The organism is Vibrio palustris (assembly GCF_024346995.1).
Taxonomy (GTDB): domain Bacteria; phylum Pseudomonadota; class Gammaproteobacteria; order Enterobacterales; family Vibrionaceae; genus Vibrio; species Vibrio palustris.
On the sequence record NZ_AP024887.1, the window covers coordinates 1,074,187 to 1,097,358 of the forward strand.

At 44.5% G+C, this 23,172-nt stretch carries 19 protein-coding genes and 2 pseudogenes; 17 read left to right on the plus strand and 4 right to left on the minus strand.

Going from position 1 to position 23,172, the window contains the following annotated elements; all coding sequences use genetic code 11:
* The first annotated feature begins 9 nt into the window (after nucleotides 1–9).
* The 6 genes and pseudogenes from oppC to OCU30_RS17350 form a co-directional block, all read left to right on the plus strand.
* Entirely contained in the window at nucleotides 10–912 is a 903-nt protein-coding gene (oppC, locus tag OCU30_RS05225) for an oligopeptide ABC transporter permease OppC (protein WP_077313355.1), read from the plus strand.
* 29 nt (nucleotides 913–941) lie between these two features.
* Complete coding sequence (gene oppD / locus OCU30_RS05230) at nucleotides 942–1,913, plus strand: ABC transporter ATP-binding protein (RefSeq protein WP_235861829.1); 972 nt, start codon at nucleotides 942–944, stop codon at nucleotides 1,911–1,913.
* A complete protein-coding gene (oppF, locus tag OCU30_RS05235; protein WP_077313350.1) occupies nucleotides 1,910–2,899 on the plus strand; it encodes a murein tripeptide/oligopeptide ABC transporter ATP binding protein OppF in 990 nt (329 codons plus the stop codon). Before oppD ends, oppF begins: the two co-directional genes overlap by 4 nt.
* A gap of 159 nt (nucleotides 2,900–3,058) precedes the next feature.
* Nucleotides 3,059–4,012, plus strand: coding sequence for a glutathione S-transferase family protein (locus OCU30_RS05240; protein ID WP_077313348.1), 954 nt, complete (start codon nucleotides 3,059–3,061; stop codon nucleotides 4,010–4,012).
* A 300-nt stretch (nucleotides 4,013–4,312) separates the two neighbouring features.
* A pseudogene (locus OCU30_RS17345) lies at nucleotides 4,313–5,053 on the plus strand (PAS domain-containing protein); the annotation flags it as partial.
* Nucleotides 5,054–5,242: 189 nt separating this feature from the next.
* Nucleotides 5,243–5,608, plus strand: a pseudogene (locus tag OCU30_RS17350) (methyl-accepting chemotaxis protein); the annotation flags it as partial.
* 105 nt (nucleotides 5,609–5,713) lie between these two features.
* Here the strand turns inward: OCU30_RS17350 and pta are convergent.
* Both pta and OCU30_RS05255 read right to left on the minus strand, forming a co-directional pair.
* Nucleotides 5,714–7,846 (minus strand): phosphate acetyltransferase, encoded by a 2,133-nt coding sequence (pta, locus tag OCU30_RS05250; RefSeq protein ID WP_077313344.1) that lies wholly within the window; start codon nucleotides 7,844–7,846, stop codon nucleotides 5,714–5,716.
* 138 nt (nucleotides 7,847–7,984) lie between these two features.
* A complete protein-coding gene (locus OCU30_RS05255; protein ID WP_077313342.1) occupies nucleotides 7,985–9,181 on the minus strand; it encodes an acetate kinase in 1,197 nt (398 codons plus the stop codon).
* Between the two features lie 342 nt (nucleotides 9,182–9,523).
* Here OCU30_RS05255 and yfbV point away from each other — a divergent pair, with 342 nt between their 5' ends.
* The 4 genes from yfbV to OCU30_RS05275 all read left to right on the plus strand — a co-directional run bounded on the left by yfbV (nucleotide 9,524) and on the right by OCU30_RS05275 (nucleotide 12,975).
* Nucleotides 9,524–9,976 (plus strand): terminus macrodomain insulation protein YfbV, encoded by a 453-nt coding sequence (yfbV, locus tag OCU30_RS05260; protein WP_077313702.1) that lies wholly within the window; start codon nucleotides 9,524–9,526, stop codon nucleotides 9,974–9,976.
* Nucleotides 9,977–10,272: 296 nt separating this feature from the next.
* Complete coding sequence (locus OCU30_RS05265; RefSeq protein ID WP_420856679.1) at nucleotides 10,273–11,169, plus strand: ABC transporter substrate-binding protein; 897 nt, start codon at nucleotides 10,273–10,275, stop codon at nucleotides 11,167–11,169.
* Nucleotides 11,170–11,221: 52 nt separating this feature from the next.
* Nucleotides 11,222–12,184: an ABC transporter permease gene (locus tag OCU30_RS05270; RefSeq protein WP_077313338.1), complete on the plus strand. Its 963-nt coding sequence runs from the start codon at nucleotides 11,222–11,224 to the stop codon at nucleotides 12,182–12,184.
* Nucleotides 12,181–12,975, plus strand: coding sequence for an ABC transporter ATP-binding protein (locus OCU30_RS05275; RefSeq protein ID WP_077313336.1), 795 nt, complete (start codon nucleotides 12,181–12,183; stop codon nucleotides 12,973–12,975). The genes OCU30_RS05270 and OCU30_RS05275 overlap by 4 nt, the downstream gene beginning before the upstream one ends.
* A 97-nt stretch (nucleotides 12,976–13,072) precedes the next feature.
* Here OCU30_RS05275 and dusC read toward each other — a convergent pair whose 3' ends face one another.
* Nucleotides 13,073–14,017 (minus strand): tRNA dihydrouridine(16) synthase DusC, encoded by a 945-nt coding sequence (gene dusC, locus OCU30_RS05280; protein WP_077313334.1) that lies wholly within the window; start codon nucleotides 14,015–14,017, stop codon nucleotides 13,073–13,075.
* A 173-nt stretch (nucleotides 14,018–14,190) separates the two neighbouring features.
* Between dusC and OCU30_RS05285 the strand changes: the two genes are divergently transcribed.
* The 6 genes from OCU30_RS05285 to OCU30_RS05310 all read left to right on the plus strand — a co-directional run bounded on the left by OCU30_RS05285 (nucleotide 14,191) and on the right by OCU30_RS05310 (nucleotide 21,641).
* Nucleotides 14,191–14,823 carry an SEC-C metal-binding domain-containing protein gene (locus OCU30_RS05285; protein ID WP_077313332.1) on the plus strand — a complete coding sequence of 211 codons (633 nt, stop codon included), beginning with the start codon at nucleotides 14,191–14,193 and terminating at the stop codon, nucleotides 14,821–14,823.
* A 64-nt stretch (nucleotides 14,824–14,887) separates the two neighbouring features.
* Nucleotides 14,888–15,487 carry an outer membrane lipoprotein periplasmic chaperone LolA gene (lolA, locus tag OCU30_RS05290; RefSeq protein WP_077313330.1) on the plus strand — a complete coding sequence of 200 codons (600 nt, stop codon included), beginning with the start codon at nucleotides 14,888–14,890 and terminating at the stop codon, nucleotides 15,485–15,487.
* Nucleotides 15,488–15,526: 39 nt separating this feature from the next.
* A complete protein-coding gene (locus OCU30_RS05295) occupies nucleotides 15,527–16,882 on the plus strand; it encodes a replication-associated recombination protein A (RefSeq protein ID WP_077313327.1) in 1,356 nt (451 codons plus the stop codon).
* 106 nt (nucleotides 16,883–16,988) lie between these two features.
* Nucleotides 16,989–18,296 carry a serine--tRNA ligase gene (gene serS, locus OCU30_RS05300; RefSeq protein WP_077313325.1) on the plus strand — a complete coding sequence of 436 codons (1,308 nt, stop codon included), beginning with the start codon at nucleotides 16,989–16,991 and terminating at the stop codon, nucleotides 18,294–18,296.
* A gap of 496 nt (nucleotides 18,297–18,792) precedes the next feature.
* A complete protein-coding gene (gene bioD, locus OCU30_RS05305) occupies nucleotides 18,793–19,479 on the plus strand; it encodes a dethiobiotin synthase (RefSeq protein ID WP_077313323.1) in 687 nt (228 codons plus the stop codon).
* Between the two features lie 362 nt (nucleotides 19,480–19,841).
* On the plus strand, nucleotides 19,842–21,641 hold the full coding sequence (locus OCU30_RS05310; protein WP_077313321.1) for a M4 family metallopeptidase: 1,800 nt from the start codon (nucleotides 19,842–19,844) through the stop codon (nucleotides 21,639–21,641).
* Between the two features lie 113 nt (nucleotides 21,642–21,754).
* Here the strand turns inward: OCU30_RS05310 and OCU30_RS05315 are convergent, their stop codons facing one another.
* On the minus strand, nucleotides 21,755–21,922 hold the full coding sequence (locus OCU30_RS05315; protein WP_095532887.1) for a hypothetical protein: 168 nt from the start codon (nucleotides 21,920–21,922) through the stop codon (nucleotides 21,755–21,757).
* A gap of 258 nt (nucleotides 21,923–22,180) precedes the next feature.
* On the opposite strand from OCU30_RS05315, the gene htpX reads away from it, so the two are divergent.
* Nucleotides 22,181–23,044, plus strand: a complete 864-nt coding sequence (htpX, locus tag OCU30_RS05320) for a protease HtpX (protein ID WP_077313319.1) — start codon at nucleotides 22,181–22,183, stop codon at nucleotides 23,042–23,044.
* Nucleotides 23,045–23,172: the final 128 nt, after the last annotated feature.

Sequence of the window (23,172 nt, forward strand, 5' to 3'; positions counted from 1 at the left end):
TCGAGAGCTATGTTAACTAAAAAAGAAAACTTGGACGCGATCGAAAAATTCTCTGAGAATTTAGAAATCGAAGGTCGCAGTTTATGGCAGGATGCGCGTACGCGTTTTATGCGCAACAAGGCGGCGATGGTCAGCCTATGCATTCTTGTCTTGATTACGTTATCGGTTATTTTCATTCCGATGGTATCTGAATATACCTTCGATGATACTGACTGGTATGCAATGCACGCCGCACCTTCAATGGCGCATTTATTTGGTACCGATGCGTTAGGACGTGATTTGTTTGTGCGTACCTTAGTCGGTGGCCGAATTTCATTAATGGTCGGCATTCTTGGCGCATCCGTTGCGGTAACCATCGGAACATTGTATGGCGCGGCATCCGGCTTTATTGGTGGCCGAGTTGACCGTCTAATGATGCGTCTTTTAGAAGTATTAAACTCCATTCCTTTCATGTTTCTTGTGATTGTATTGGTCACCTTTTTTGGGCGTGAAATTTACCTTATTTTCGTTGCTATCGGTGCAATAGCATGGCTGGACATGGCGCGTATTGTCCGTGGTCAAACTCTAAGCTTGCGTAGTAAAGAGTTCATTGAGGCCGCTCATGTATGTGGTGTCAGTAAGTGGAAAATCATCACTCGCCATATTGTACCTAACGTACTCGGTATCGTGGCAGTCTATTCAACGCTACTGATCCCAAGTATGATTCTAACCGAGTCATTCTTATCGTTCCTTGGTCTTGGTGTGCAAGAACCAATGACTAGCTGGGGAGCTTTGCTACAAGAAGGGGCTGGGACAATGGAAGTTGCTATTTGGCAATTGATTTTCCCTGCTATTTTCATGGTAGCCACGCTGTTCTGCTTTAATTATGTCGGTGACGGTCTGCGTGATGCGCTCGATCCAAAAGACAGATAACGACACAAGCAACGATTAAGGAAACGATAATGAGTTTATTAAACGTACAAGATCTGCGTGTCGAATTTACCACTCAAGATGGTAATGTTACCGCAGTTAACGATTTGAACTTCTCGCTGGAGCGTGGAGAGACATTAGGTATCGTCGGTGAGTCAGGATCAGGTAAATCTCAAACTGTCTTTGCACTAATGGGCCTACTGGCCAAAAACGGTATTATTTCGGGCAGCGCCCAATTTGAAGGTCAAGAAATTCTGAACTTGCCTGAAGCGAAAATTAATAACATTCGCTCACAGCAAATTTCGATGATTTTCCAAGATCCTATGACCTCACTCAACCCTTACATGAAGGTGAGTGCGCAGCTTATGGAAGTACTCATGATCCATAAAGGCATGAGTAAGCAAGCCGCGTTTGAAGAATCAGTACGCATGTTAGAAGCGGTAAAAATACCGGAAGCGCGTAAGCGTATTCACATGTATCCGCATGAATTTTCAGGCGGTATGCGTCAGCGTGTCATGATTGCGATGGCGCTGTTATGTAATCCAAAACTATTGATTGCCGATGAACCGACAACCGCATTAGATGTGACGGTACAAGCACAGATTATGGACTTATTGAATGAGCTAAAAAGCGAGTTCAATACTGCCATCATCATGATTACCCATGACTTGGGTGTGGTTGCTGGCTCTTGTGATAAAGTATTGGTGATGTACGCAGGCCGTACGATGGAATATGGCAAAGTTGATGAAATCTATTATCAGCCAGCACACCCATATACAGAAGGGCTGCTTAAAGCGATTCCTCGTCTTGATACGGAAGGTGAAATATTACCAACGATTCCAGGTAATCCACCTAATTTACTCAGTCTGCCTCAAGGCTGTCCTTACCAAGACCGTTGCCACCGTGTAATGGACCGTTGTAAGCGTGAAGCACCGATTTTAACGTCATTTGGTGATGGCCGTCAGCGTGCGTGTTTTTCTGATATGGAGACGTGGAACCAATGAGCGATCAAAAAGTCATTCTAGATATTAAAGACTTAAAGGTTCACTTTAGTATTGCAGCAAAATCCGCTTGGCCTTGGAGCAAACCATCGCAACTTAAAGCCGTAGATGGCGTAAATGCACGCCTATACGAAGGGGAAACCTTAGGAGTTGTGGGTGAATCCGGTTGTGGTAAATCAACGTTTGCCCGTGCGATCATTGGCTTAGTGGAAGCGACAGAAGGTGAAGTTGTATGGCTCGGTCAAGATTTGACGCGCATGAAAGATGCGCAGCGCCGTAACACTCGCAAAGACATTCAAATGATCTTCCAAGATCCGTTGGCGTCTCTCAACCCTCGTATGACGGTTGGTGATATCATTGCTGAACCATTGAAGACATTCTATCCAGAGCTTTCAAAAGAGGAAGTGAAGCAACGCGTTAAACAGATGATGGATCGCGTTGGTTTGTTACCGAACGTGATTAACCGTTACCCTCACGAATTTTCTGGCGGTCAATGTCAGCGTATTGGTATTGCTCGCGCTCTGATTCTTCGTCCGAAAATGATCATCTGTGATGAGCCTGTATCGGCACTGGATGTGTCGATTCAAGCGCAAGTTGTAAACTTGCTCAAAGAGATTCAAAAAGAGCTTGGCTTGAGCTTAGTGTTTATTGCCCACGACTTATCGGTGGTTAAGCATATTTCCGATCGCGTTATGGTGATGTATTTGGGTCATGCCGTTGAATTAGGCACCTCGGAGAAGCTATTTAGCAATCCACTACACCCATATACAAAAGCGCTAATGTCAGCCGTGCCGATCCCGGATCCGGAATTAGAACGTGCGAAAAAGATAGATATGTTGGAAGGGGATTTGCCATCGCCGATCAATCCACCATCAGGTTGTGTATTCCGTACTCGTTGCCCAATTGCGACAGCAGAATGTGCGCAAACTAAACCTACTATCAAAGGTAGCGATACGCATAGCGTCTCTTGCTTGCATGTTGAAGCCTAAACTAGTTTGGTGAATGATATTAAGCGTGGCTCTTTGGAGACACGCTTTTTTTATATTCGAAATTTTTGAATGACTAAGCCAATTTGTAACGGTTAAGCCTATTAATTACTGCTTTATACTAGTGAACATTACATTTGATAAACACAGCATGAGGCACATATGGGTAAACTAATTGAAGGTGTTTGGCACGACCAATGGTATGACACGAAAAAGAGCAAGGGTCGCTTCCAACGCGAAGATGCAGGCTTTCGCCATCACATTAGTAATGAAGCGAACGCACAGTTTCCCGCTGAATCTGGGCGTTATCATTTATACGTCTCGTTAGCGTGTCCGTGGGCTCACCGTGCGCTTGTGATGCGAGAGCTCAAAGGTCTTAGCGAACATATCGGCGTAACGGTCGTGTGTCCAGATATGTTACAGCATGGTTGGGAGTTTGGGATTCCAGAACCATTATATGGTCTGACTAAGTTGCATCAACTTTACACCAAAACAAAACCTGATTACTCGGGGCGAGTCACGGTACCAGTCTTATGGGATAAGCAAACTGAAACCATTGTTAGCAATGAATCTGCTGAAATTATTCGCATGTTGAATACCGCATTTAATGATATTACCGGTAATGATGACGATTTTTATCCCGAGCACTTACGAGATCAGATAGATGAATGGAATGCGTTTATTTATCCGAATGTCAATAATGGTGTCTATCGCTGTGGTTTCGCGACAACACAAGAAGCCTATGAAGATGCCTATGACGATTTATTTGCTGCGCTCGATAAACTTGAAAAGCACTTATCAACTCATCGTTATTTAGTCGGTGAACAAATAACAGAAGCCGATTGGCGGTTATTTACGACATTAATTCGTTTTGATGCCGTGTACTTTGGTCACTTTAAATGTAATAAACGTCGTATTCATGATTACGACAACTTACGTGAATACACCAAAGAATTATATCAATATAGCAACGTAGCGAAGACGACGGACTTTTATCATATTAAACGTCATTATTACTTTAGCCATACGATGATTAATCCAACGCAAGTTGTTCCGAAAGGGCCACAATTGGATTTAGAAACGCCACACCAGCGCGCTGAGCAGGTTAAGCGCTAAAAGGTGGCCGTGTGTCGATATCACGCTATCGACATTTAGAGTAAAAACCTAATAATTAATATGTTGTCAATACATAAAGACGCTTGACGTGAACTGTGCCATAATAATAATGCTTGTGCATGGCGTAACGCTAAGTGGTTCATAAGCTGGGATTTTTACCCAAAAGATCCCAGCGGTTTCGCGAACAAACATGGAGTATGCGCATTCCCCTCGGTAGTCACGTATTTTTATGTGGCTATTTTTAATGACAGATACATGATTCGGTTTTCGGGTATCTGTTGAATATCTGATAGGTGGTCTATGTTTTTTAAGCGTACTCAAAAGAAAAATCCTCAAGCAGAGGTTTACTCTGACTACATTTATTCGTCGTTGAAAAGCTATGTTGCATGGATAGAGTTTGAGCTGGATGGTTCTGTCAAAGACGTTAATGACTTGTTTCTGAATATTCTGGGATATCAACGTGAGGAAGTGCTTCATCAGCATCATCAGTTGTTCTGTTTAACCAGTGAAGTTAAGTCTCCAAATTATCAAGAGTTTTGGAATCGTTTGCGGGCGGGTGAGCCACAAAAAGATATTTTTACACGCATAGCGAAAGATGGCAGCAAAGTCATTTTAGATGCCACGTATTTCCCTATCATCAATGATAAGTCAGAGGTGGTTGCGGTCGGTAAACTCGCGACAGATATTTCGATACTATTCAATGAACAACAACAAAAAGAATCGGTGTTAAATGCATTAGATCGTTCGATGTCATGTATTGAGTTTGATACGCAGGGAAACATCATAGATGCCAACGAAAATTTCTTAACAACATTAGGTTATAACGCAAGAGAGGTGATTGGTAAGCATCATCGCATATTTTGTGATGGTAATTTCTATGCTGAAAATCCTAATTTCTGGGAATCGCTTGCCCAAGGAAAGTTTCAATCTGGTCAGTTTTTACGTAAGAGTAAAACTGGGCAAGATGTTTGGATTGAGGCGACGTATAACCCGATTTTTGATATGAGTGGTAAAGTCGTAAAAGTGGTGAAGTTTGCGAGTGACATTAGTATCAGCGTAGAAAAAAATCTGGCGACAGCGCGCGCCTCTGAAGTGGCTTACAATACCTCACGTGAAACGGCGAAAGTGGCTCAAGATGGTTCAACACTACTCAGTGATGCAGTGGTGATCTCGCAGAATATTTCAACCCAAGTCGAAAATACCATGGGTAAAGTGAACGTATTGAATGAAAGCTCGACGAATATTGAAGCGATGGTGGCAACTATCCGTGGTATTGCTGATCAAACGAATTTATTGGCGTTAAATGCGGCCATAGAAGCAGCACGAGCAGGTGAGTATGGTCGTGGTTTTGCGGTTGTGGCAGATGAAGTCAGACAATTGGCTTCTCGTACGAGTGGCTCAACATCACAAATCGAAGAGGTAGTGAATAAAAATCGAGCGCAGCTTAAAGACGTCACGGATACCATGGAAAATGTGTGTGATACTGCGGAGCAAGGTCGAGATAAAATAACGCAAGTCTCACAAGTGATGGAAGACATTTATCGCGGTGCAGAAAATGTCTCGAATACGGTCGCTAGTCTCAACAGCATTCACTAAATGGGTCTTGTTTTTGGCATCGCTTACAAGCGAATGATTGGTTATCAATACGGATAAAAAAAAGCCCTCGAAAGAGGGCTTTTTGTGTCAGATACTAAGCGAATACTATTGCTGCTGAGTCGCCTGAATGGCGGTAAGAGCGATAGTGTAAACGATATCGTCAACTAAGGCGCCGCGAGACAAGTCATTCACTGGTTTACGCATACCTTGCAACATTGGACCAATCGAAACAAGATCGGCAGAACGTTGTACCGCTTTGTATGTGGTATTACCCGTGTTGAGATCTGGGAATACGAAGACGGTCGCTTTACCGGCAACGGGAGAATTTGGCGCTTTTGATGCCGCCACGTTTTCCATGATAGCCGCGTCGTACTGGAGAGGACCGTCAATGACTAGATCAGGACGTTTCTCTTTAGCCAATTCAGTTGCTTCACGTACTTTATCGACATCAGCACCTTTACCAGATGTGCCGGTAGAGTAAGAGATCATTGCAACACGTGGGTCAATACCAAATGCGGTTGCAGAATCAGCCGATTGAATAGCAATTTCTGCTAGCTGTTCAGCGGTCGGATCTGGGTTGATCGCACAGTCACCGTATACCAATACTTGATCAGGCAAAAGCATGAAGAAGATTGAGGAAACGATAGACGCGTTTGGTGCCGTTTTGATGATTTGGAATGGCGGTACAATGGTGTTGGCTGTGGTATGAACCGCACCAGAGACAAGGCCATCAACTTCGCCTGCTTCGAGCATCATCGTGCCTAGGAAAACTGAGTCTTCTAGTTTTTCACGCGCGACAACTTCGGTCATGCCTTTTTTCGAGCGCAATTCCACTAAACGTGCCACGTAATTTTCACGTACTGCATTTGCGTCGATGATATCAACACCAGCGCCTAGCTGTACGCCTTGCTGAGCGGCAACGCGCTTGATTTCTTCAGGGTTACCAAGCAGTACACAGTTTGCAATACCACGTTCAGCACACAGCGCTGCGGCTTTAACAGTACGCGGTTCATCACCTTCCGGTAATACAATACGTTTGCCTGCTTTACGAGCAAATTCTGTTAACTGGTAACGGAATGCTGGTGGACTTAGGCGACGAATGCCTTGTGTTCCTTCGGCAAGCGAATCAATCCATGGGCCATCGATATGACCGGCAACGTGATCGCTAACGTGCTCTGCACGTTCTTTATCATCGGCAGGAACTTCGAGGCTGAAACTTTGCAAGTTAAGCGAAGTTTGCCATGTGTTGCCTTGCGCTTTGAAAACCGGTAGGCCAGAGTCAAATGCAGGCTTACAAAGATCGACAATCTCGGCTGGCATGTCGTAACCGCCAGTCAGAAGAATGGCACCGATCTCGACGCCGTTCATCGCTGCTAGAGCCGCAGCAACAATAACGTCAGGACGATCGGCTGATGTCACAAGCAGTGAGCCGGGTTTGAAGTGTTCAATCATGTTGGGAATTGAACGAGCACAGAATGTGATGCTTTTAATACGACGAGATTGAATTTCGCCTTTATTGATCACTTCAGCGTTTAGATGCTTGGCCATATCGACAGCGCGTGTTGCGATTAAGTCAAGATTCCAAGGTACACACCCCAATACACGGATTGGACTGGTGTTGAAAATTTCCATCACCTCTAGGTTCGCTTGCTTAGCGGCGTCACTACCGTCAAACATTTCAGAAAGATCTGGGCGAGTACGACCTGCTTCATCGACAGGCGCGTTCAGCTTGTTGATGATAACGCCTTTGATGTTCTTGTTTTTGGTCCCACCAAAGTGAGAACACGCCACTTCAATGCGCTCTTTTAATTGCGATGGATTATCCAAACCAGGACTTGCGACGAAGACAATTTCTGCACCGAGTGTTGCCGCGATGTCCGCGTTCACTTGGTTAGCAAATGGATGCTTACGCGTCGGAACTAAACCTTCAATCAAAGTGACATCAGTGGTGTTCACTTGATTATAACGTTCAACAATTGTTTCCAGCAGTACATCTGATTGTTCATTACCTAGCCAGTTTTCAGCAACCGACATCGCGATAGGTTCGGCGGTTTTGATATCTTGACCGACGATAGTGGAGGTCAGATCTGGCCCATCGCCACCTTGACGAGGTTGAGAAATTGGCTTGTAGAACGAAACGCTCACGCCTTTACGCTCAGCGGCACGCAGTGTACCCATGCTGATGCTGGTAAGGCCGACGCCTGAGCTAATAGGGATTAGCATAATAGTGCGGGACATTGATTCAATACCTCTAGCTGTCGATACAATCTAACTCATGATTAGATTGAATGAGTAAAGCCTAACTTCTTATTCCTTGGGAATAGGAGTTAAGCCCCAATAAAACACTGGCTAACATAATGTTAGCCAGTAGAGTCTTTAGATACCGGCCAGACGGGCGGTATCTTCAGCAATGACAAGCTCTTCGTTAGTTGAGATAACCATTGCAGGAACACGGCTTGATTCTTTAGTGATCACACCTTCGCCGCCAAAGCGAGCCTTAAGGTTGGCTTGACCATCAAGATCAATACCTAGAATCGCTAAACGGTTAAGTACCATCTCACGGATAGGTGCTGAGTTTTCACCGATACCGCCAGTGAAGACGATGGCATCGAGACGACCATCTAATGTTGCAGTGTAACCGGCAACATATTTTGCTAGGCGGTGACAGAACACGTCCATCGCACGTGTTGCTTCTTCTTTTTGACCATAGTTATCTTCAACGAAACGACAATCAGAAGAAATTTCGGTTAGACCTTGTAGACCTGATTCTTTAGTCAACATTTTGTTAATGTCAGCCACAGAGTAACCTAGAGCGTCATGCAGGTGGAAAATGATCGCAGGATCGATATCACCACAACGTGTACCCATGACTAGACCTTCTAATGGGGTTAGGCCCATTGAAGTATCTACTGATTTGCCGTTTTTAATCGCACAAACAGAAGCACCGTTACCTAAGTGACAGTTAATGATATTCAATTCATCAGCTGGCTTGTTAAGACGTTCTGCTGCTTCACGAGCAATAAATAGGTGAGAGGTACCGTGCATGCCGTAACGACGAATCGCATGATCTTTGTATAGGCTGTATGGCAGAGCGTATAGGTACGCTTCTTCTGGCATTGTTTGGTGGAACGCGGTATCAAATACGGCAACATTTTTAAGTTCTGGGAATGCTTTTTTCGCCGCTTTAATGCCAATGATATGAGCAGGGTTGTGAAGTGGTGCAAATGTTGCACTGTCTTCAATACCAGCAATGACACTATCATCGATCAATGCTGACTTAGTGAACTTCTCTCCACCGTGAACAACGCGGTGACCAACAGCTTTTAGCTGTTCTGCCAATTCTGGCTTAGAAGCAAGAATAGTTTCTTCGATAAAGTTTAATGCTTCATCGTGCGCGGCACCATCACCTAGTTGCGCTTCGTGCTTACCATCAAGTTTCCACTTGATACGAGCATCAGAAAGGTGCAAGCACTCGGCAAGACCTGTGAGATGCTCTTCGCCATTCGCAGCGTCAACGATCGCAAACTTAAGCGACGAACTACCACAGTTTAAAACTAAAACTAGCTTAGACATGAGTAACTACCTATACATTAATTAGGGGCAAAATTTTTCCAAAACCGATAGAAATCCACAAAGATTCGTACTAGTCTTGGTCAATAAATCAGTCCTTGTCCTCGATAAGTGACAAAGGCTTAAAAATGTCACCAAGTTCCGTGCTAATCTGCTTCTACACTGCCATACTATGAGTATGATGAAGTTCTATGAAGCATACGAGTCCGCAAAGGATAGTGACAGTGCGCTAATATAACAAAAATTTATTTGAAACGTTATTAGCTTTGGTCAATTTTTTATGTCGTTTGTTGAATCATTCAACTATTTTTTAGGAAATAGCGGCCAGAAGAGTGGGAAATGCGTATGAATAACCGAGTTGGCATCATGTATTGTTTGAAAGATGGCCAGAAATATATGGACGCGTGGCCAGTCCGTAAAGAACTCAATCCAATGTTTCCCGAGCAGCGTATCATTAAAGCGACGAAATTTGCGGTAAAAGTGATGCCTGCTGTAGCTGCAATCAGTGTGCTTACACAAATGGTCTTTCATAACCAAGCGGCGATGCCACAGGCAATTATCGTTGCTCTATTTGCGATGAGTTTGCCTATTCAAGGGATTTGGTGGCTAGGTCAGCGAGCGAATACTGATTTACCGCCGAGTTTGGCAACATGGTATCGAGAAATTCATCAAAAGATTCTCGATTCCGGGTTTGCTTTGGAGCCCGCGAAATCTAAACCGCGTTATAAAGAACTGGCGCAAGTATTAAACCGTGCGTTTCGTCAACTTGATGATTCCGTATTTGAGCGTTGGTTTTAGTGTCTTAAAATACCTTGCGTTAAAAATAATCGATATCCTATAACCTCTGGCGTTTCGGCGCGCAGAGGTTTTTATTGGGTTTTTTTGACTGCTTTACACATTTCTCTCTGTTTTCGTGTTGGTGACTTTCTTTTCTGTCCGGATGCGGTTAATAATTAAGTATCGCAGTGGATGCGACCCACAATTTGGTTAAAACGAAAGATAGGCTTTAATTCAAGGAGAGAATTATGCAAGCACGTCAATGGATAAGTGCGGCTATATTAGCTGGCATATCGTTAGCGGTTTCCCCCATCATCATGGCAAAGACTGTCACTGTTGCCGTGTCACAAATCGTTGAACATCCCGCCCTCGATGCAACGCGCAACGGATTACTCGATGGTTTGAAAGCCCAGGGTTACGAGCAGGGCAAAAACCTCAATTTCGAATATAAAACCGCTCAAGGCAATCCGGCAATAGCGGTGCAGATTGCCCGCCAATTTGTCGGTGAAAAGCCTGATGTATTGGTTGGCATTGCCACTCCTACAGCGCAAGCATTAGCGGCGATGACACGTAGCATACCGATTGTCTTTACGGCTGTTACTGATCCTGTTGGCGCTAAGCTTGTCAAAACATTGAACCATCCAGGTGCCAATATCACCGGCTTATCCGATTTATCCCCAGTTGCACAACATGTCGCATTAATTCAAGAAATGATGCCAAACGTAACATCCATCGGTGTGGTGTATAACCCAGGTGAAGCTAACTCAGTCAGTTTGATGCAGTTGTTGAAAGTATCTGCGGCTAAAGCCGGTATCAAAGTGGTGGAAGCCACAGCATTAAAAAGTGCTGATGTTCAATCCGCTACGCGAGCGATAGCTGGAAAATCTGACATCATATATGCCTTGATTGATAACACCGTTGCTAGCTCAATTGAAGGGATGGTGGTGGCCGCTAATCAAGCGAAAACGCCGGTTTTTGGCGCGGCCACATCGTATGTAGAGCGCGGTGCTATTGCCAGTTTAGGGTTTGACTACTACCAAATAGGCCAGCAAACGGCCGATTATGTCGCCGCGATTTTGCAAGGCAAATCGGCAGGAGATCTGGATGTTAAGGTTGCCACCGGCTCGGATTTGATCCTCAATCAAACCGTGGCAAAAAAATTGGGTTTTACCATACCGGCTGCGGTTTTAGCACGCGCGACCAAGGTGGAATAAGTATAAATCAGCCTAGTGTATGGGCGATTTAAAGCAGGAATGAGGAACGAATATGTCTGCTTTTGCATTTTTTGGTGCGCTGGAAATTGGGCTTATCTATGGATTAGTGGCTCTCGGCGTTTATTTAACCTTTCGCGTGTTGGATTTTCCTGATTTAAGTGTCGACGGCACCTTTCCCATGGGAGCGGCAGTCGCTGCGACAGCGATCATGGGGGGGATCAATCCTTGGGTAGCGACAGGTATGGCGATTGTGGTAAGCGCGGCGATGGGATGGGTGACGGCCTTTCTGACGGTACGCTGCGGAATATTGAACTTGTTGGCATCGATTCTCACCATGATCGCGGCATTTTCAATTAATATTCGCATTATGGGGCGTCCGAATATTGCCCTGTTAGGACAAGAGACCATTTTGACGCCTTTTGAGTCGTGGGGAGAAGCGCTATACATGCGTCCGCTTATCGTCGGAGTGTTGGTGTTACTATCGGCTTGGTTGGTCGTACGTTTACTCAATAGCGATTTTGGCCTCGGGATGCGGGCCACGGGCGTGAATGCACGTATGGTCGCCGCACAAGGAGCGAGCACAGGATTCTATACTTATTTTTGTCTGGCAATTTCTAACGGCTTTGTCGGGTTTGCTGGAGCGCTGTTTGCGCAGACCAACAGCTTTGCTGATGTGACTTCCGGCGTGGGGACGATTGTCGTTGGGCTCGCGGCGGTGATTCTTGGGCAAACCATTATTCCGGGTAAGAAAATCTGGGTGACGATTTTAGCAGTCGTGGTGGGCTCGATACTCTATCGTTTAGCGGTAGCGTTTGCGCTGAGCTCTGGTATGTTCGGTTTAGAGGCCTCGGATTTAAACTTGGTGACTGCGGTATTAGTTGCGCTAGCACTCATATTGCCGAAAATGAAGCGCCCCGGTCAACGCGCAACGGGTATGAAAGTATCGTCGCCGACAACGCATGTAAATCATCCGTCTAAACCACAAACCAAACCGTCATCAGGAGAGCCGTTATGATTCAACTCAATGATATTCACGTGACGTTTAACCCGGGGACAGTCTTGGAGAACCAGGCGTTACGCGGCGTAAATCTGACGGTAAAAGAGGGGCAGTTTTTAACCGTTATTGGTTCTAATGGGGCGGGGAAGTCAACTTTGTTAGGTGCCGTTACCGGGGAAACCGCTATTAGCCGAGGACAAGTGATGATTGGTGATACTGATGTAACGCGTCAGGCGGTGCATCAAAGAGCGAATTTGTGTGCGCGTGTCTTTCAAGACCCGCTCGCTGGTACATGCAGCTCGTTGACAATTGAAGAGAATATGGCACTGGCTTACCAACGTGGTAAAACGCGTGGTTGGACTCGAGCCTTGGGTGGTAAACGACGCAAACTTTTTCAAGATCGGATCAGTATTTTAGGGTTAGGGTTGGAAGATCGCTTAGGAGACAGCATTGGCTTATTATCAGGAGGTCAACGTCAGGCAGTGAGCTTGGTGATGGCAACGCTAGCCGAAAGTCAATTGTTATTACTTGATGAGCATACCGCGGCGCTCGACCCGCGAATGGCGGCTTTTATTAACGAGTTAACCAAACGGATAGTGGCAGAATTTAACCTGACTGTAATGATGGTGACTCACTCAATGCGTGATGCTCTCGATTGTGGTCATCGCACGGTGATGCTGCATCAAGGTAATATTGTCTTGGATGTCGAAGGGGAAAAACGTGCAGCGATGGGGGTGGCTGAGTTATTAGACATGTTCTCAAAAGTCCGCGGTGAAAATGTCACTGACGATGCGCTACTTTTGTCATAAAAGATAAGATAACCTCACACGATACAAGCGCGATCGTGCTTAGTTAGGCATCATCGCGCTCGCAGTGGTATATCGAGGTGGTGTTGTCATCACAGCATTACAATGCATCTCGATAGCGCTGTAGGTGTTCGACAATAGGAGCGGCAGCGTTCAGGGTGCGAATTTCACGAAACAAGTCTTTGGCTTCAGGGTAACCTTGGCGTAAGAACGTAAACCACTGCTTTACGCGATTAGGGTAATATTTATTCTTATCGCCTGTTATTTCATATTCTGAGTAACGAATTAATAGGTCAATAACGTCAGTCCATGACATAGGCGCATGATTGTGTTTAACCACATTCCCTAAGTTGGGCATGGTGAGGGCGCCGCGACAGATCATTACATCATTGATACCAGTTAATTCCATGCAGCGTTGACCGTCTTGGTGATTCCAAATTTCTCCATTCGCGACCAAAGACATTTGGGTTTTTTGACGAATTTCTTTTAAATATTCCCATTTGATCTCACTGGCTTTATAACCGCCAGTTTTGGTACGGGCGTGAATTGCCAATTCATCGGCTTTGGCTTGCTCGACCGCATCGACAATCTCATAACAGTCCTCAGGATCGTCCCAACCTAAGCGAATTTTTGCCGTGACTGGGATGTCACTTGGCACGGCGTCACGACACGCTTTAACCACTTGGTAGATAAGTTCAGGCGTTTGTAAAAGCGCGGCACCACCACGGCTTTTATTGACGGTTTTTGCTGGACACCCAAAATTAAGATCGATGCCATCCGCGCCAAGTTCTGCAGCTTTCACGGCATTTAATGCCATCCACTCTGGTTCTTGCCCCAGCAGTTGTACGCGTACGGGCACCTGTGAACGAGTACGCGATTGTGTAGCCAGCTCAGGACACAGGCGATAAAACACATGTTTTGGAATGGGTTGGCTAACCACACGCACAAACTCGGTGACACAGAGGTCATAATCGTTAATTTCTGTTAGCAGTTCGCGCATGAGGTGGTCTAACACACCTTCCATTGGGCCTAAGATGACTCGCATAGATCTTCACTTTAATTTGAGGAGGGCGAATTGTAGTGTGGTCAGCGACAAATGTCACGAGTTGTTCAAGCACTAATCAAGTGGGACTAAGATCGCAGTATTTCCGTGTGAGTGGCGGTTAATTCTAGAAAATTCCCGTTATACTAGGGCAAAGCTAATTATTTGAGACTGGTATGACTTACGCGTTAATTTCTAAAGATAACCTTGCGGTCGAAGAGGTATCGCCCTTGTTTATCGAAGGTGCGGTATTAGCCGCCAACTTTACGACCGAACCTCTGCCGCCAGAAACTTGGTTGCATCAAGTCATTCCCCAAGCGGACGAGACCGCAACACGCTTAATTGAAACGCACTTACAGGCGCAATATTTAGCGCTCAAGCAAAATGATTATCCATTACTTGAGTTACTTGATCATGAAAATGAGGGGGCATTAGCAGAGCTTGCTGAAGGTTTTATGTGTGTCTGGCCCGACATTGAGCCTAAATGGCATGCCGATACTATTAGTGATGGTGCGATGCGCATGTTACAAGCTTTGCTGACGACCATGATGCTCGCCATCGATGAAAATGGCACTCAAGCCGAAATGAAAGCCGCAGGTATTGCAACGCCACCGAGCTTACACGATTTGTTGCCGCAATTGGACATCATGGTACAAGAAGTAGCATTAGCCGCAGATGAGCAATTATTAGGTGCACAAGCGCAGAGTATTAATCCGTATAAAAACGTTGGGCGCAATGATCTGTGTCCATGTGGTAGTGGGTCTAAATTCAAGCAATGTTGTGGCCGTAACGGCTCAATCCCAACCTGATGCTGACAAATATTTTATGAAAACCTTTATAAATGGAAAACACAAACTGGAATTGGAGAATAAAATGAAAGTATGGTGTGCAGCGCTAGCGCTTTGCAGCTTTTCTGTGTTAGCGGCGCCAAAAGATGTCTTGAATGAACGCTTGGTAATGACCGATGGGTTTAGTGCTAAGTTTGACCAAAAAGTCATTAGTCCTGATGGTGAAGTCGTGGTTAATGGCAACGGTTTTGTCAATATTGCTCGTCCAAATCTATTTCGTTGGGAAACGCAAAAGCCAGATCAAAATCTTTTAGTCTCTGATGGTAAAACATTGTGGTATTACAATCCGTTTGTGGAGCAAGTGACTATCTATGATCCTGAACAAGCAACGGAACAAACGCCATTTGTTTTACTGACACGCAACCGTAAAAGTGATTGGAATGCGTACAAGGTGACCGAAAAAGACGACGTGTTCACATTGACCCCTAAAAAAGCCGATAGCTCTCAAGGTAAGTTCCAAATTGATATTAATAGCAAAGGAATTGTCGAAGGCTTCAATGTTATCGAAAAAGATGGCCAAAAAAGTCTCTTTACATTTTCAGATGTTAAATCGGGCAAGCCTGCGAAAAGCTTATTTATATTTCAATTACCTAAAGGGGTTGAAGTCGATGATCAGCGTCAGTAATCTGAGCTAATCTCTCCCACAGTATTTAGGGAATGCTAGGTGGATAACTATAGCTTAAATCTTAATTTTTCAGGGGACGAAGACTTTCGTCCTCTCGCGGCGCGTATGCGCCCACAAACGGTCGAGCAATACATTGGTCAGCAGCATATTTTAGGTCCGGGTAAACCCTTACGTCGGGCGCTTGAAGCTGGCCAGTTACATTCCATGATCTTATGGGGGCCGCCAGGGACAGGAAAAACAACACTCGCAGAAGTGGCGGCGAATTATGCCAATGCGGAAGTAGAAAGAGTGTCAGCGGTGACATCTGGTGTAAAAGATATTCGTGCTGCGATTGAAAAAGCCCGTGAAAATAAGCGAGCGGGGCGCCGGACGATTTTATTTGTCGATGAGGTGCACCGTTTTAATAAATCGCAGCAAGATGCGTTTTTACCCCATATTGAAGACGGCACGGTTACCTTTATTGGTGCCACGACTGAAAACCCGTCGTTTGAGCTTAACAACGCGCTACTATCGCGTGCACGGGTGTATAAGCTGACATCGCTGACGACGGATGAAATTTTACAAGCCTTGCAACAAGCCATGGATGATAAAGAGCGTGGTCTTGGCCATCAACAGGCTAACTTTCACGACAACACGCTTCAACAGCTCGCAGAACTCGTCAATGGCGATGCTCGTATGTCGCTGAATTATCTTGAGCTACTTTATGATATGGCGGAAGATGATGAGCATAGTGTCAAACAAGTTACATTGCCTTTATTAGCGGAGGTCGCAGGGGAAAAAGTCGCGCGCTTTGATAATAAAGGTGACATTTGGTATGACCTTATTTCCGCCGTCCATAAATCCATTCGTGGTTCTAATCCAGACGGCGCGTTGTATTGGGCGGCAAGGATTATTTCTGCTGGTGGCGATCCTTTATATATCGCCCGGCGTTTGCTGGCGATTGCATCGGAAGATATTGGCAATGCTGATCCCAAAGCAATGCAGGTAGCATTGGCTGCTTGGGATTGTTTCACTCGTGTTGGGCCTGCAGAGGGCGAGCGGGCTATTGCACAAGCGATTGTCTATCTTGCGTGTGCGCCGAAAAGTAATGCGGTTTATAGCGCATGGAAACAAGCGCTCAGTGATGCACAGCAAATGCCCGAGTATGAAGTGCCCGTTCACTTACGTAACGCGCCAACGCGTTTAATGAAAGATATGGGCTATGGCGAAGAATATCGCTATGCACATAATGAGCCCGGCGCTTACGCGGCAGGGGAGCGGTATCTACCACCGGAAATGCAAGGTACGCGTTACTATGAGCCGACAAATCGTGGCTTAGAGATAAAAATTGGCCAGAAGTTAGAGTATTTGGCCGATTTAGACGCAAAAAGCCCACAAAAGCGCTATGAAAAATAGTGGCTTTTCGTTATCTTTGACACAGTAAAAAATCATTAGCATTTGCGTTGCTTAAATAATGCGCAAGTGTCTCTTTTCGTTAATCAATAAAAGCATAGGATTAGCAATGCTGGATTCTAAATTACTTCGTGCTGAGCTGGATGAAACAGCAGCAAAACTCGCGCGTCGCGGTTACCAACTCGACGTAGATACCATTCGTTCACTTGAAGAGAAGCGTAAGTCCATTCAAGTCGAAGTTGAAAATTTACAATCCAAGCGTAACTCCATCTCCAAGCAAATCGGTCAATTGATGTCGAAAGGCGATAAAGAAGGCGCTGAAGAAATCAAACAACAGATCGGTTCACTAGGAAACGATCTGGATGCAAAAAAAGTGGAACTTGTCTCACTTCAGGAAGAATTGGATGCGATCGCTTTAGGGATTCCAAACATCCCAGCAGATGAAGTACCGGATGGTAAAGATGAAGACGACAATGTCGAAGTATCACGTTGGGGCACGCCAAAGACTTATGATTTTGAAGTGAAGGATCATGTCGATCTTGGCGAAATGGGAGACGGATTAGATTTTGCCAGTGCAACTAAACTGACCGGCGCACGTTTTGTCGTAATGAAAGGGCAATTCGCACGTCTGCACCGCGCTATTGCGCAGTTCATGCTAGATCTACATACTGAGCAACATGGCTACACCGAGCTGTATGTTCCATACCTAGTCAATGCGGATAGCCTTTATGGTACCGGACAGTTACCAAAATTTGGTGCCGATCTTTACCATACTGAACCGTTAACGGAAAAAGTCGATGACGAAGAGTTACGTCGTTTATCACTGATCCCAACCGCAGAAGTGCCAGTGACGAACTTGGTTCGTGATGAAATTGTCGATGAAGAGCAATTGCCACTCAAAATGACGGCACATACGCCATGTTTTCGTTCTGAAGCCGGCTCTTATGGCCGTGATACTCGTGGCCTGATTCGTATGCACCAATTCGATAAAGTAGAATTGGTACAAGTGACTAAGCCAGAAGATTCTATGGATGCGTTAGAGGAGCTGACAGGCCATGCTGAGAAAGTATTGCAGCTGCTTGAACTTCCTTACCGTAAAGTCATTTTATGTACCGGTGATATGGGCTTTGGTGCGAAGAAAACTTACGATTTGGAAGTGTGGGTGCCTGCGCAAAATACCTATCGTGAGATTTCTTCTTGCTCAAATACGGGGGATTTCCAAGCTCGTCGCATGCAAGCGCGTTTCCGCCGTCAAGGTCAGAAAAAACCTGAGCTCGTCCACACGCTTAATGGTTCAGGTTTAGCGGTTGGTCGTACTATGGTTGCGATTTTAGAAAATAATCAGCAAGCAGATGGCCGCATTGAAATTCCACAAGTGTTACAAAAATACATGAATGGTCACACTCACATTGGTTAATGGTGATTGTTGCTAAACCATCCTTGAGATTAGAAAGCCAGCGAAAACGCTGGCTTTTTTGTGTTAGCCACTTAATTTCTCTGATGAAAATAGTGTAATACTTGGTAACGTTACATGGTGTTCGTGCTGCTCCAGTGTAAGGCGTTATGCACTTAAATCGCGCAGCTTGATAGGCGATATAACAGATAAACCCTTGCGTGACATAAGTGACTAAGCTGGTATGAGTTTTGCTACATGTTAAATGATAGTAGAAATGCTCCCGTTCTTTATCCCGTCGTAATGGCGGGATTTTTTTTGCGCGTTGATAAGGTCCGTCATCTGTATTTGATATGCATCAAAACACCTTGTGTTAATTTCAATATGCCATAGGAAATTGAGATAGCGCAAAGGCGGCGCTGCAATAGTCACCTACACTAAAGCTCTTTTTACAATAAGGCAGGCAAGATTCGCCAGTGAAAATTAATAGCCTGGGATTTGTTAACCAAGGAGCGCAGATATGAGTCAGGGATTCTTTGTGACAGGTACTGATACAGGAGTAGGCAAAACGGTAGTGACAAAGGCGCTACTTCATGCTTTTGCAGAGCAGAAACTAACGACTTTAGGGTATAAACCTATCTCACTAGGGTGTGATGAAACAGAATGTGGATATCGTAATCAAGATGCTGTCCATTTAATGCAAGCGGCGACAGAGGAGGCCGATTATTGCGATATTAATCCTTATATGCTGACGTTGCAGACGTCTCCTCATATTGCCGCTCATCATGATGGAGTAGTGATTGATTTTACACAGTTAGATGACGCATTAACAAAACACAGTGCACATGCTGACGTGCTGTTAGTTGACGGTGTTGGCGGCTGGCGTGTGCCATTATCCGATACAATGTGTTTATCGCAGTGGGTTGTCCATGCAAAATTGCCTGTGATTCTTGTGGTTGGTATTCAGGTTGGGTGTTTAAATCATGCTTTATTGACAGCAGAAGCGATTCGCGCAGACGGATTAGAGATTGCTGGTTGGGTGGCAAATCGCATCAATCCGGGGACTGAACACTACGCTGAAATAATTGAAACCTTAGAGCGCCAGTTGCACACGCCGAAATTGGGTGAAATTCCTTATGTACCGAGCGCATTACGTCGTGAGTTGAGTCGTTATATAAATATAAATATCTTAGTTAATGGCAAGTAGAGAAATACGAAAACGCTATTAATTTATGATATAAAATAAGAAATACTTATTTTCATGTAATTTTTTAACCCTAGGTTCAATCTATATTCATAGAATATTTTCGCTAAATTTTATTTTTGGGAGCGCCTACTGATTATTGGTTTTTGTTAGATATTAAAAAATAGGGTTTATAAGTAATTTTTTATTTATAATTTATTGTTTTTAATCATATTTATTTTTTTGTGTTTTTATTTATTCTATTTATATGGTACCACATACTTTATATAGATATTGAATAATCAGTCACTGGCGTCTAAAAAATAATATGATAACTATAAATTATTACAGTTATCCTATTTTAATTTATTGGAAGGAACCATACTATGAAATTGACGTTACTCGCGTCTGCATTGATCTCTGCTGGCTTATTTTCTACTGCTGTATCTGCCGCTACAGTAGTGAGTATTTCTCCGAATGATGCCCAAGCGAAAAATATTGCACCTAGCGCTAATCCAGCGGCGCAGCTGGGCTTGTCGGGACATGCATTCAAAAGCCAAAAATCAGTCAGTGTTGGCAATAAAACGAAAGCTCGTGTGAAGCAGTATTATAAAGGCATCGAAGTATACGGGCATTCATTAGTCGCGGATGTCAACCAGCAAGGCCTATACTCTCAGTTAGATGGCAAATACGTTCAAGGGATAGAGGATGACGTATTTTCCGTCACTCCGACCCTGAATGATAAGCAGGCCATTAATATTGTTCTTGAGCAAAAAGGTGTGGACACGGCACAGCGCAGCAGTGCAAAACTTTATATCTGGTTAGATGAAGATAATGAAGCGCATTTAACGTATTTGGTTGATGCATTTTTTACATCACCTAAACCGTCACGTCCTTTTACGATTGTCGATGCAAAAAGTGGCGATATCTTAAAACAATGGGAGCAATTAGCTCATGATCGTCAAGCGACTGGTCCGGGCGGCAATGAGAAAACGGGTGAGTATTTTTATGGTACTGACTATGGATACTTATCGGTTAGCGATAACTGTACAATGAGCAATGATAAAGTTGAAACGATTGATATGAAAGGGCGCCAATCTGGTGGGCAAGTGGTGCAGTTTAATTGCCCAAACAGCCCAGAAGATTATGTTAACGGGGCTTATTCTCCAGCTAACGACGCGCATTATTTTGGTACCGTTATTTTTGATATGTATCAAGACTGGTTTAATACTGCACCGCTAACGTTCAAGTTACAGATGCGTGTGCATTATGGTCAAAATTATGGAAACGCATTTTGGGATGGCACGGGCATGTCGTTTGGAGATGGTGATTCAACATTCTATCCTTTGGTGAGCTTGGACGTGTCTGGTCATGAAGTTTCACATGGCTTTACTGAGCAAAACTCCGGTCTGGTTTATGATGGGCAAAGTGGCGGTATCAATGAAGCCTTTTCTGATATGGCAGGTGAAGCGGTTGAGTACTATATGAAAGGCTCCAACGATTGGAAAATCGGCGCGGAAATTTTCAAACGTAGTGGTGCTTTACGCTACATGGAGCGGCCAAGCCGTGATGGAGCTTCTATCGACAGTGCCAATGAGTATTACAACGGATTGGATGTGCACTACAGCTCTGGGGTCTTTAATCGAGCATATTATTTACTAGCCACCACGGCAGGTTGGGATACTAAGAAGGCGTTCACCGCGTTTGTGAAAGCCAACCAATTGTATTGGAATGCGACCTCTGATTATGATGATGCCGCTTGTGGAGTCGTAAAAGCTGCCAGTGACTTGGGTTATAAAGTCAGTGATGTGCAAGCTGCTTTTGATAAAGTTGATGTGGATTCCTCTTGTGACACATCCAACTCCAGTGATCCTAGCCTATCAACATTAACCAATGGTGAACCTGTTATTGGATTGTCTGGTAAAGCTAACTCTGAGAAACGATTCAGTATTGAGGTGCCAAATGGTGTAGCGCAGCTTGTCATCCGCACTTATAAAGGGGAGGGGGATGTGGATTTGTATGTCAAATATGGTGCTCAACCAACCAGCAGCAATTTTGATTGTCGTCCATATAAAACTGGCAATAATGAACAGTGCACATTTACTGCGCCGCCAGCTGGTACATATTACCTGTCATTAAAAGGGTATAAAGCTTATTCGGGCGTTACATTGCAAGCACAATACTAGCTCATCCTATAAGAAAGGTACGATGCAACAAGGCCAGAAGAGACGCTTCTGGCCTTGTTTATATTCTACCGTCATGTCAACCATCTTTTGATCAAGAGTCTGAACCGCTATCATTAATCATCATGTAATAATTCCGCCCAGCTAGTGGCAAAACGTTGATGGTCGAGAGTGTCCTGTTGCGTGCTACCTTGGAGCCCCAGTTCTGCTCTTGCTTCTTTCTCAGATATACCAAGGTGACAGCGTAAAAGATCGATCGCCATTTGATAGTTCGTTTCAGCCATGTTCATTCCCTTTGAGCTAGAGTTAATCGATTCAGTTGCATATAGAGCAATGAGACTAGCGAGTAATCGAGCAAGACTCAATGCGACTATAGTCGTAGATGAGTGATAATGGCGAGTAAACGTTTGGTAAAGAAATGTTGCAATTTAGTCGGCACTCTTGCTTTCAAATATAACGACCACATATAGGTAATTATCTTATTGTCACGTATCATGCACTGATACATTATCGTTATTACGTTTCGATCTGGAGAATTGTTGATGAAGCGAGTCATGTTATTTTTAGCGACAAACTTAGCTGTAGTTATGGTGCTAAGTGTTGTATTGAATATTGTTTATGCAGTCACAGGCATGCAACCAGGAAGTCTCTCTGGGTTGTTGGTTCTTGCAGCAGTATTTGGCTTTGGTGGGTCGTTCATCTCACTATTAATGTCTAAAAAAATGGCGTTGATGTCGGTCGGTGGTTCAGTGATCGATAATCCACGTAATGAAACAGAACACTGGGTATTACAAACAGTGCAACGTCAGGCAAAGCAAGCGGGTATTGGTATGCCAAGTGTGGCGATTTATGATTCGCCAGATATGAATGCTTTCGCGACTGGCGCAAAGCGTGACGATTCCTTAGTGGCCGTTTCAACTGGCCTATTGCATCACATGACACGCGATGAAGCTGAAGCTGTGTTGGCGCATGAGATCAGCCATATCGCTAATGGGGATATGGTTACTATGACGTTAATGCAAGGCGTAGTGAATACCTTCGTTATTTTCTTAGCGCGGGTTGTTGCCAACCTTATTGCTAACCGTGACTCTGATGATGGTGAGGGCGGGAATGTATTCGCCTATTTTGCCGTGTCTATGTTGTTGGAATTGGTGTTTGGTTTCTTAGCAAGTTTTATTACTATGTGGTATAGCCGTCACCGTGAGTTTCATGCCGACGCAGGCTCGGCGCGACTTGTCGGTAAGCACAAAATGATTGCGGCGCTTGAGCGGTTAAAAATGGGGCAAGAATCTCAGCTTGAAGGTTCGATGATGGCCTTTGGTATTACAGGTAAGCGTAGCCTTACCGAATTGTTAATGAGCCATCCGCCATTAGACAAACGTATCGCAGCACTAAAACAGCAATAACGTTATAAAGCCAGCATGTATGCTGGCTTTTTTATTATTTAACATGATGCTTTTTTGAAGATTTATGACTTTTCTCCCTTCGCGAATCTTATATCATTCTTTGATGAATTAAGTTGTCAACCACACAA

Excerpts from the sequence above, each read along its gene's own strand:
- oppC (WP_077313355.1), top strand. The coding sequence starts at position 10 with ATGTTAACTAAAAAAGAAAACTTGGACGCGATCGAAAAATTCTCTGAG.
- yfbV (WP_077313702.1), top strand. The coding sequence starts at position 9,524 with ATGAATAACCGAGTTGGCATCATGTATTGTTTGAAAGATGGCCAGAAA.
- oppF (WP_077313350.1), top strand. The coding sequence starts at position 1,910 with ATGAGCGATCAAAAAGTCATTCTAGATATTAAAGACTTAAAGGTTCAC.
- oppD (WP_235861829.1), top strand. The coding sequence starts at position 942 with ATGAGTTTATTAAACGTACAAGATCTGCGTGTCGAATTTACCACTCAA.
- pta (WP_077313344.1), bottom strand. The coding sequence starts at position 7,846 with ATGTCCCGCACTATTATGCTAATCCCTATTAGCTCAGGCGTCGGCCTT.
- OCU30_RS05310 (WP_077313321.1), top strand. The coding sequence starts at position 19,842 with ATGAAATTGACGTTACTCGCGTCTGCATTGATCTCTGCTGGCTTATTT.
- htpX (WP_077313319.1), top strand. The coding sequence starts at position 22,181 with ATGAAGCGAGTCATGTTATTTTTAGCGACAAACTTAGCTGTAGTTATG.
- OCU30_RS05315 (WP_095532887.1), bottom strand. The coding sequence starts at position 21,922 with ATGGCTGAAACGAACTATCAAATGGCGATCGATCTTTTACGCTGTCAC.
- serS (WP_077313325.1), top strand. The coding sequence starts at position 16,989 with ATGCTGGATTCTAAATTACTTCGTGCTGAGCTGGATGAAACAGCAGCA.
- bioD (WP_077313323.1), top strand. The coding sequence starts at position 18,793 with ATGAGTCAGGGATTCTTTGTGACAGGTACTGATACAGGAGTAGGCAAA.
- dusC (WP_077313334.1), bottom strand. The coding sequence starts at position 14,017 with ATGCGAGTCATCTTAGGCCCAATGGAAGGTGTGTTAGACCACCTCATG.
- OCU30_RS05270 (WP_077313338.1), top strand. The coding sequence starts at position 11,222 with ATGTCTGCTTTTGCATTTTTTGGTGCGCTGGAAATTGGGCTTATCTAT.
- OCU30_RS05285 (WP_077313332.1), top strand. The coding sequence starts at position 14,191 with ATGACTTACGCGTTAATTTCTAAAGATAACCTTGCGGTCGAAGAGGTA.
- OCU30_RS05240 (WP_077313348.1), top strand. The coding sequence starts at position 3,059 with ATGGGTAAACTAATTGAAGGTGTTTGGCACGACCAATGGTATGACACG.
- lolA (WP_077313330.1), top strand. The coding sequence starts at position 14,888 with ATGAAAGTATGGTGTGCAGCGCTAGCGCTTTGCAGCTTTTCTGTGTTA.
- OCU30_RS05255 (WP_077313342.1), bottom strand. The coding sequence starts at position 9,181 with ATGTCTAAGCTAGTTTTAGTTTTAAACTGTGGTAGTTCGTCGCTTAAG.
- OCU30_RS05275 (WP_077313336.1), top strand. The coding sequence starts at position 12,181 with ATGATTCAACTCAATGATATTCACGTGACGTTTAACCCGGGGACAGTC.
- OCU30_RS05265 (WP_420856679.1), top strand. The coding sequence starts at position 10,273 with ATGGCAAAGACTGTCACTGTTGCCGTGTCACAAATCGTTGAACATCCC.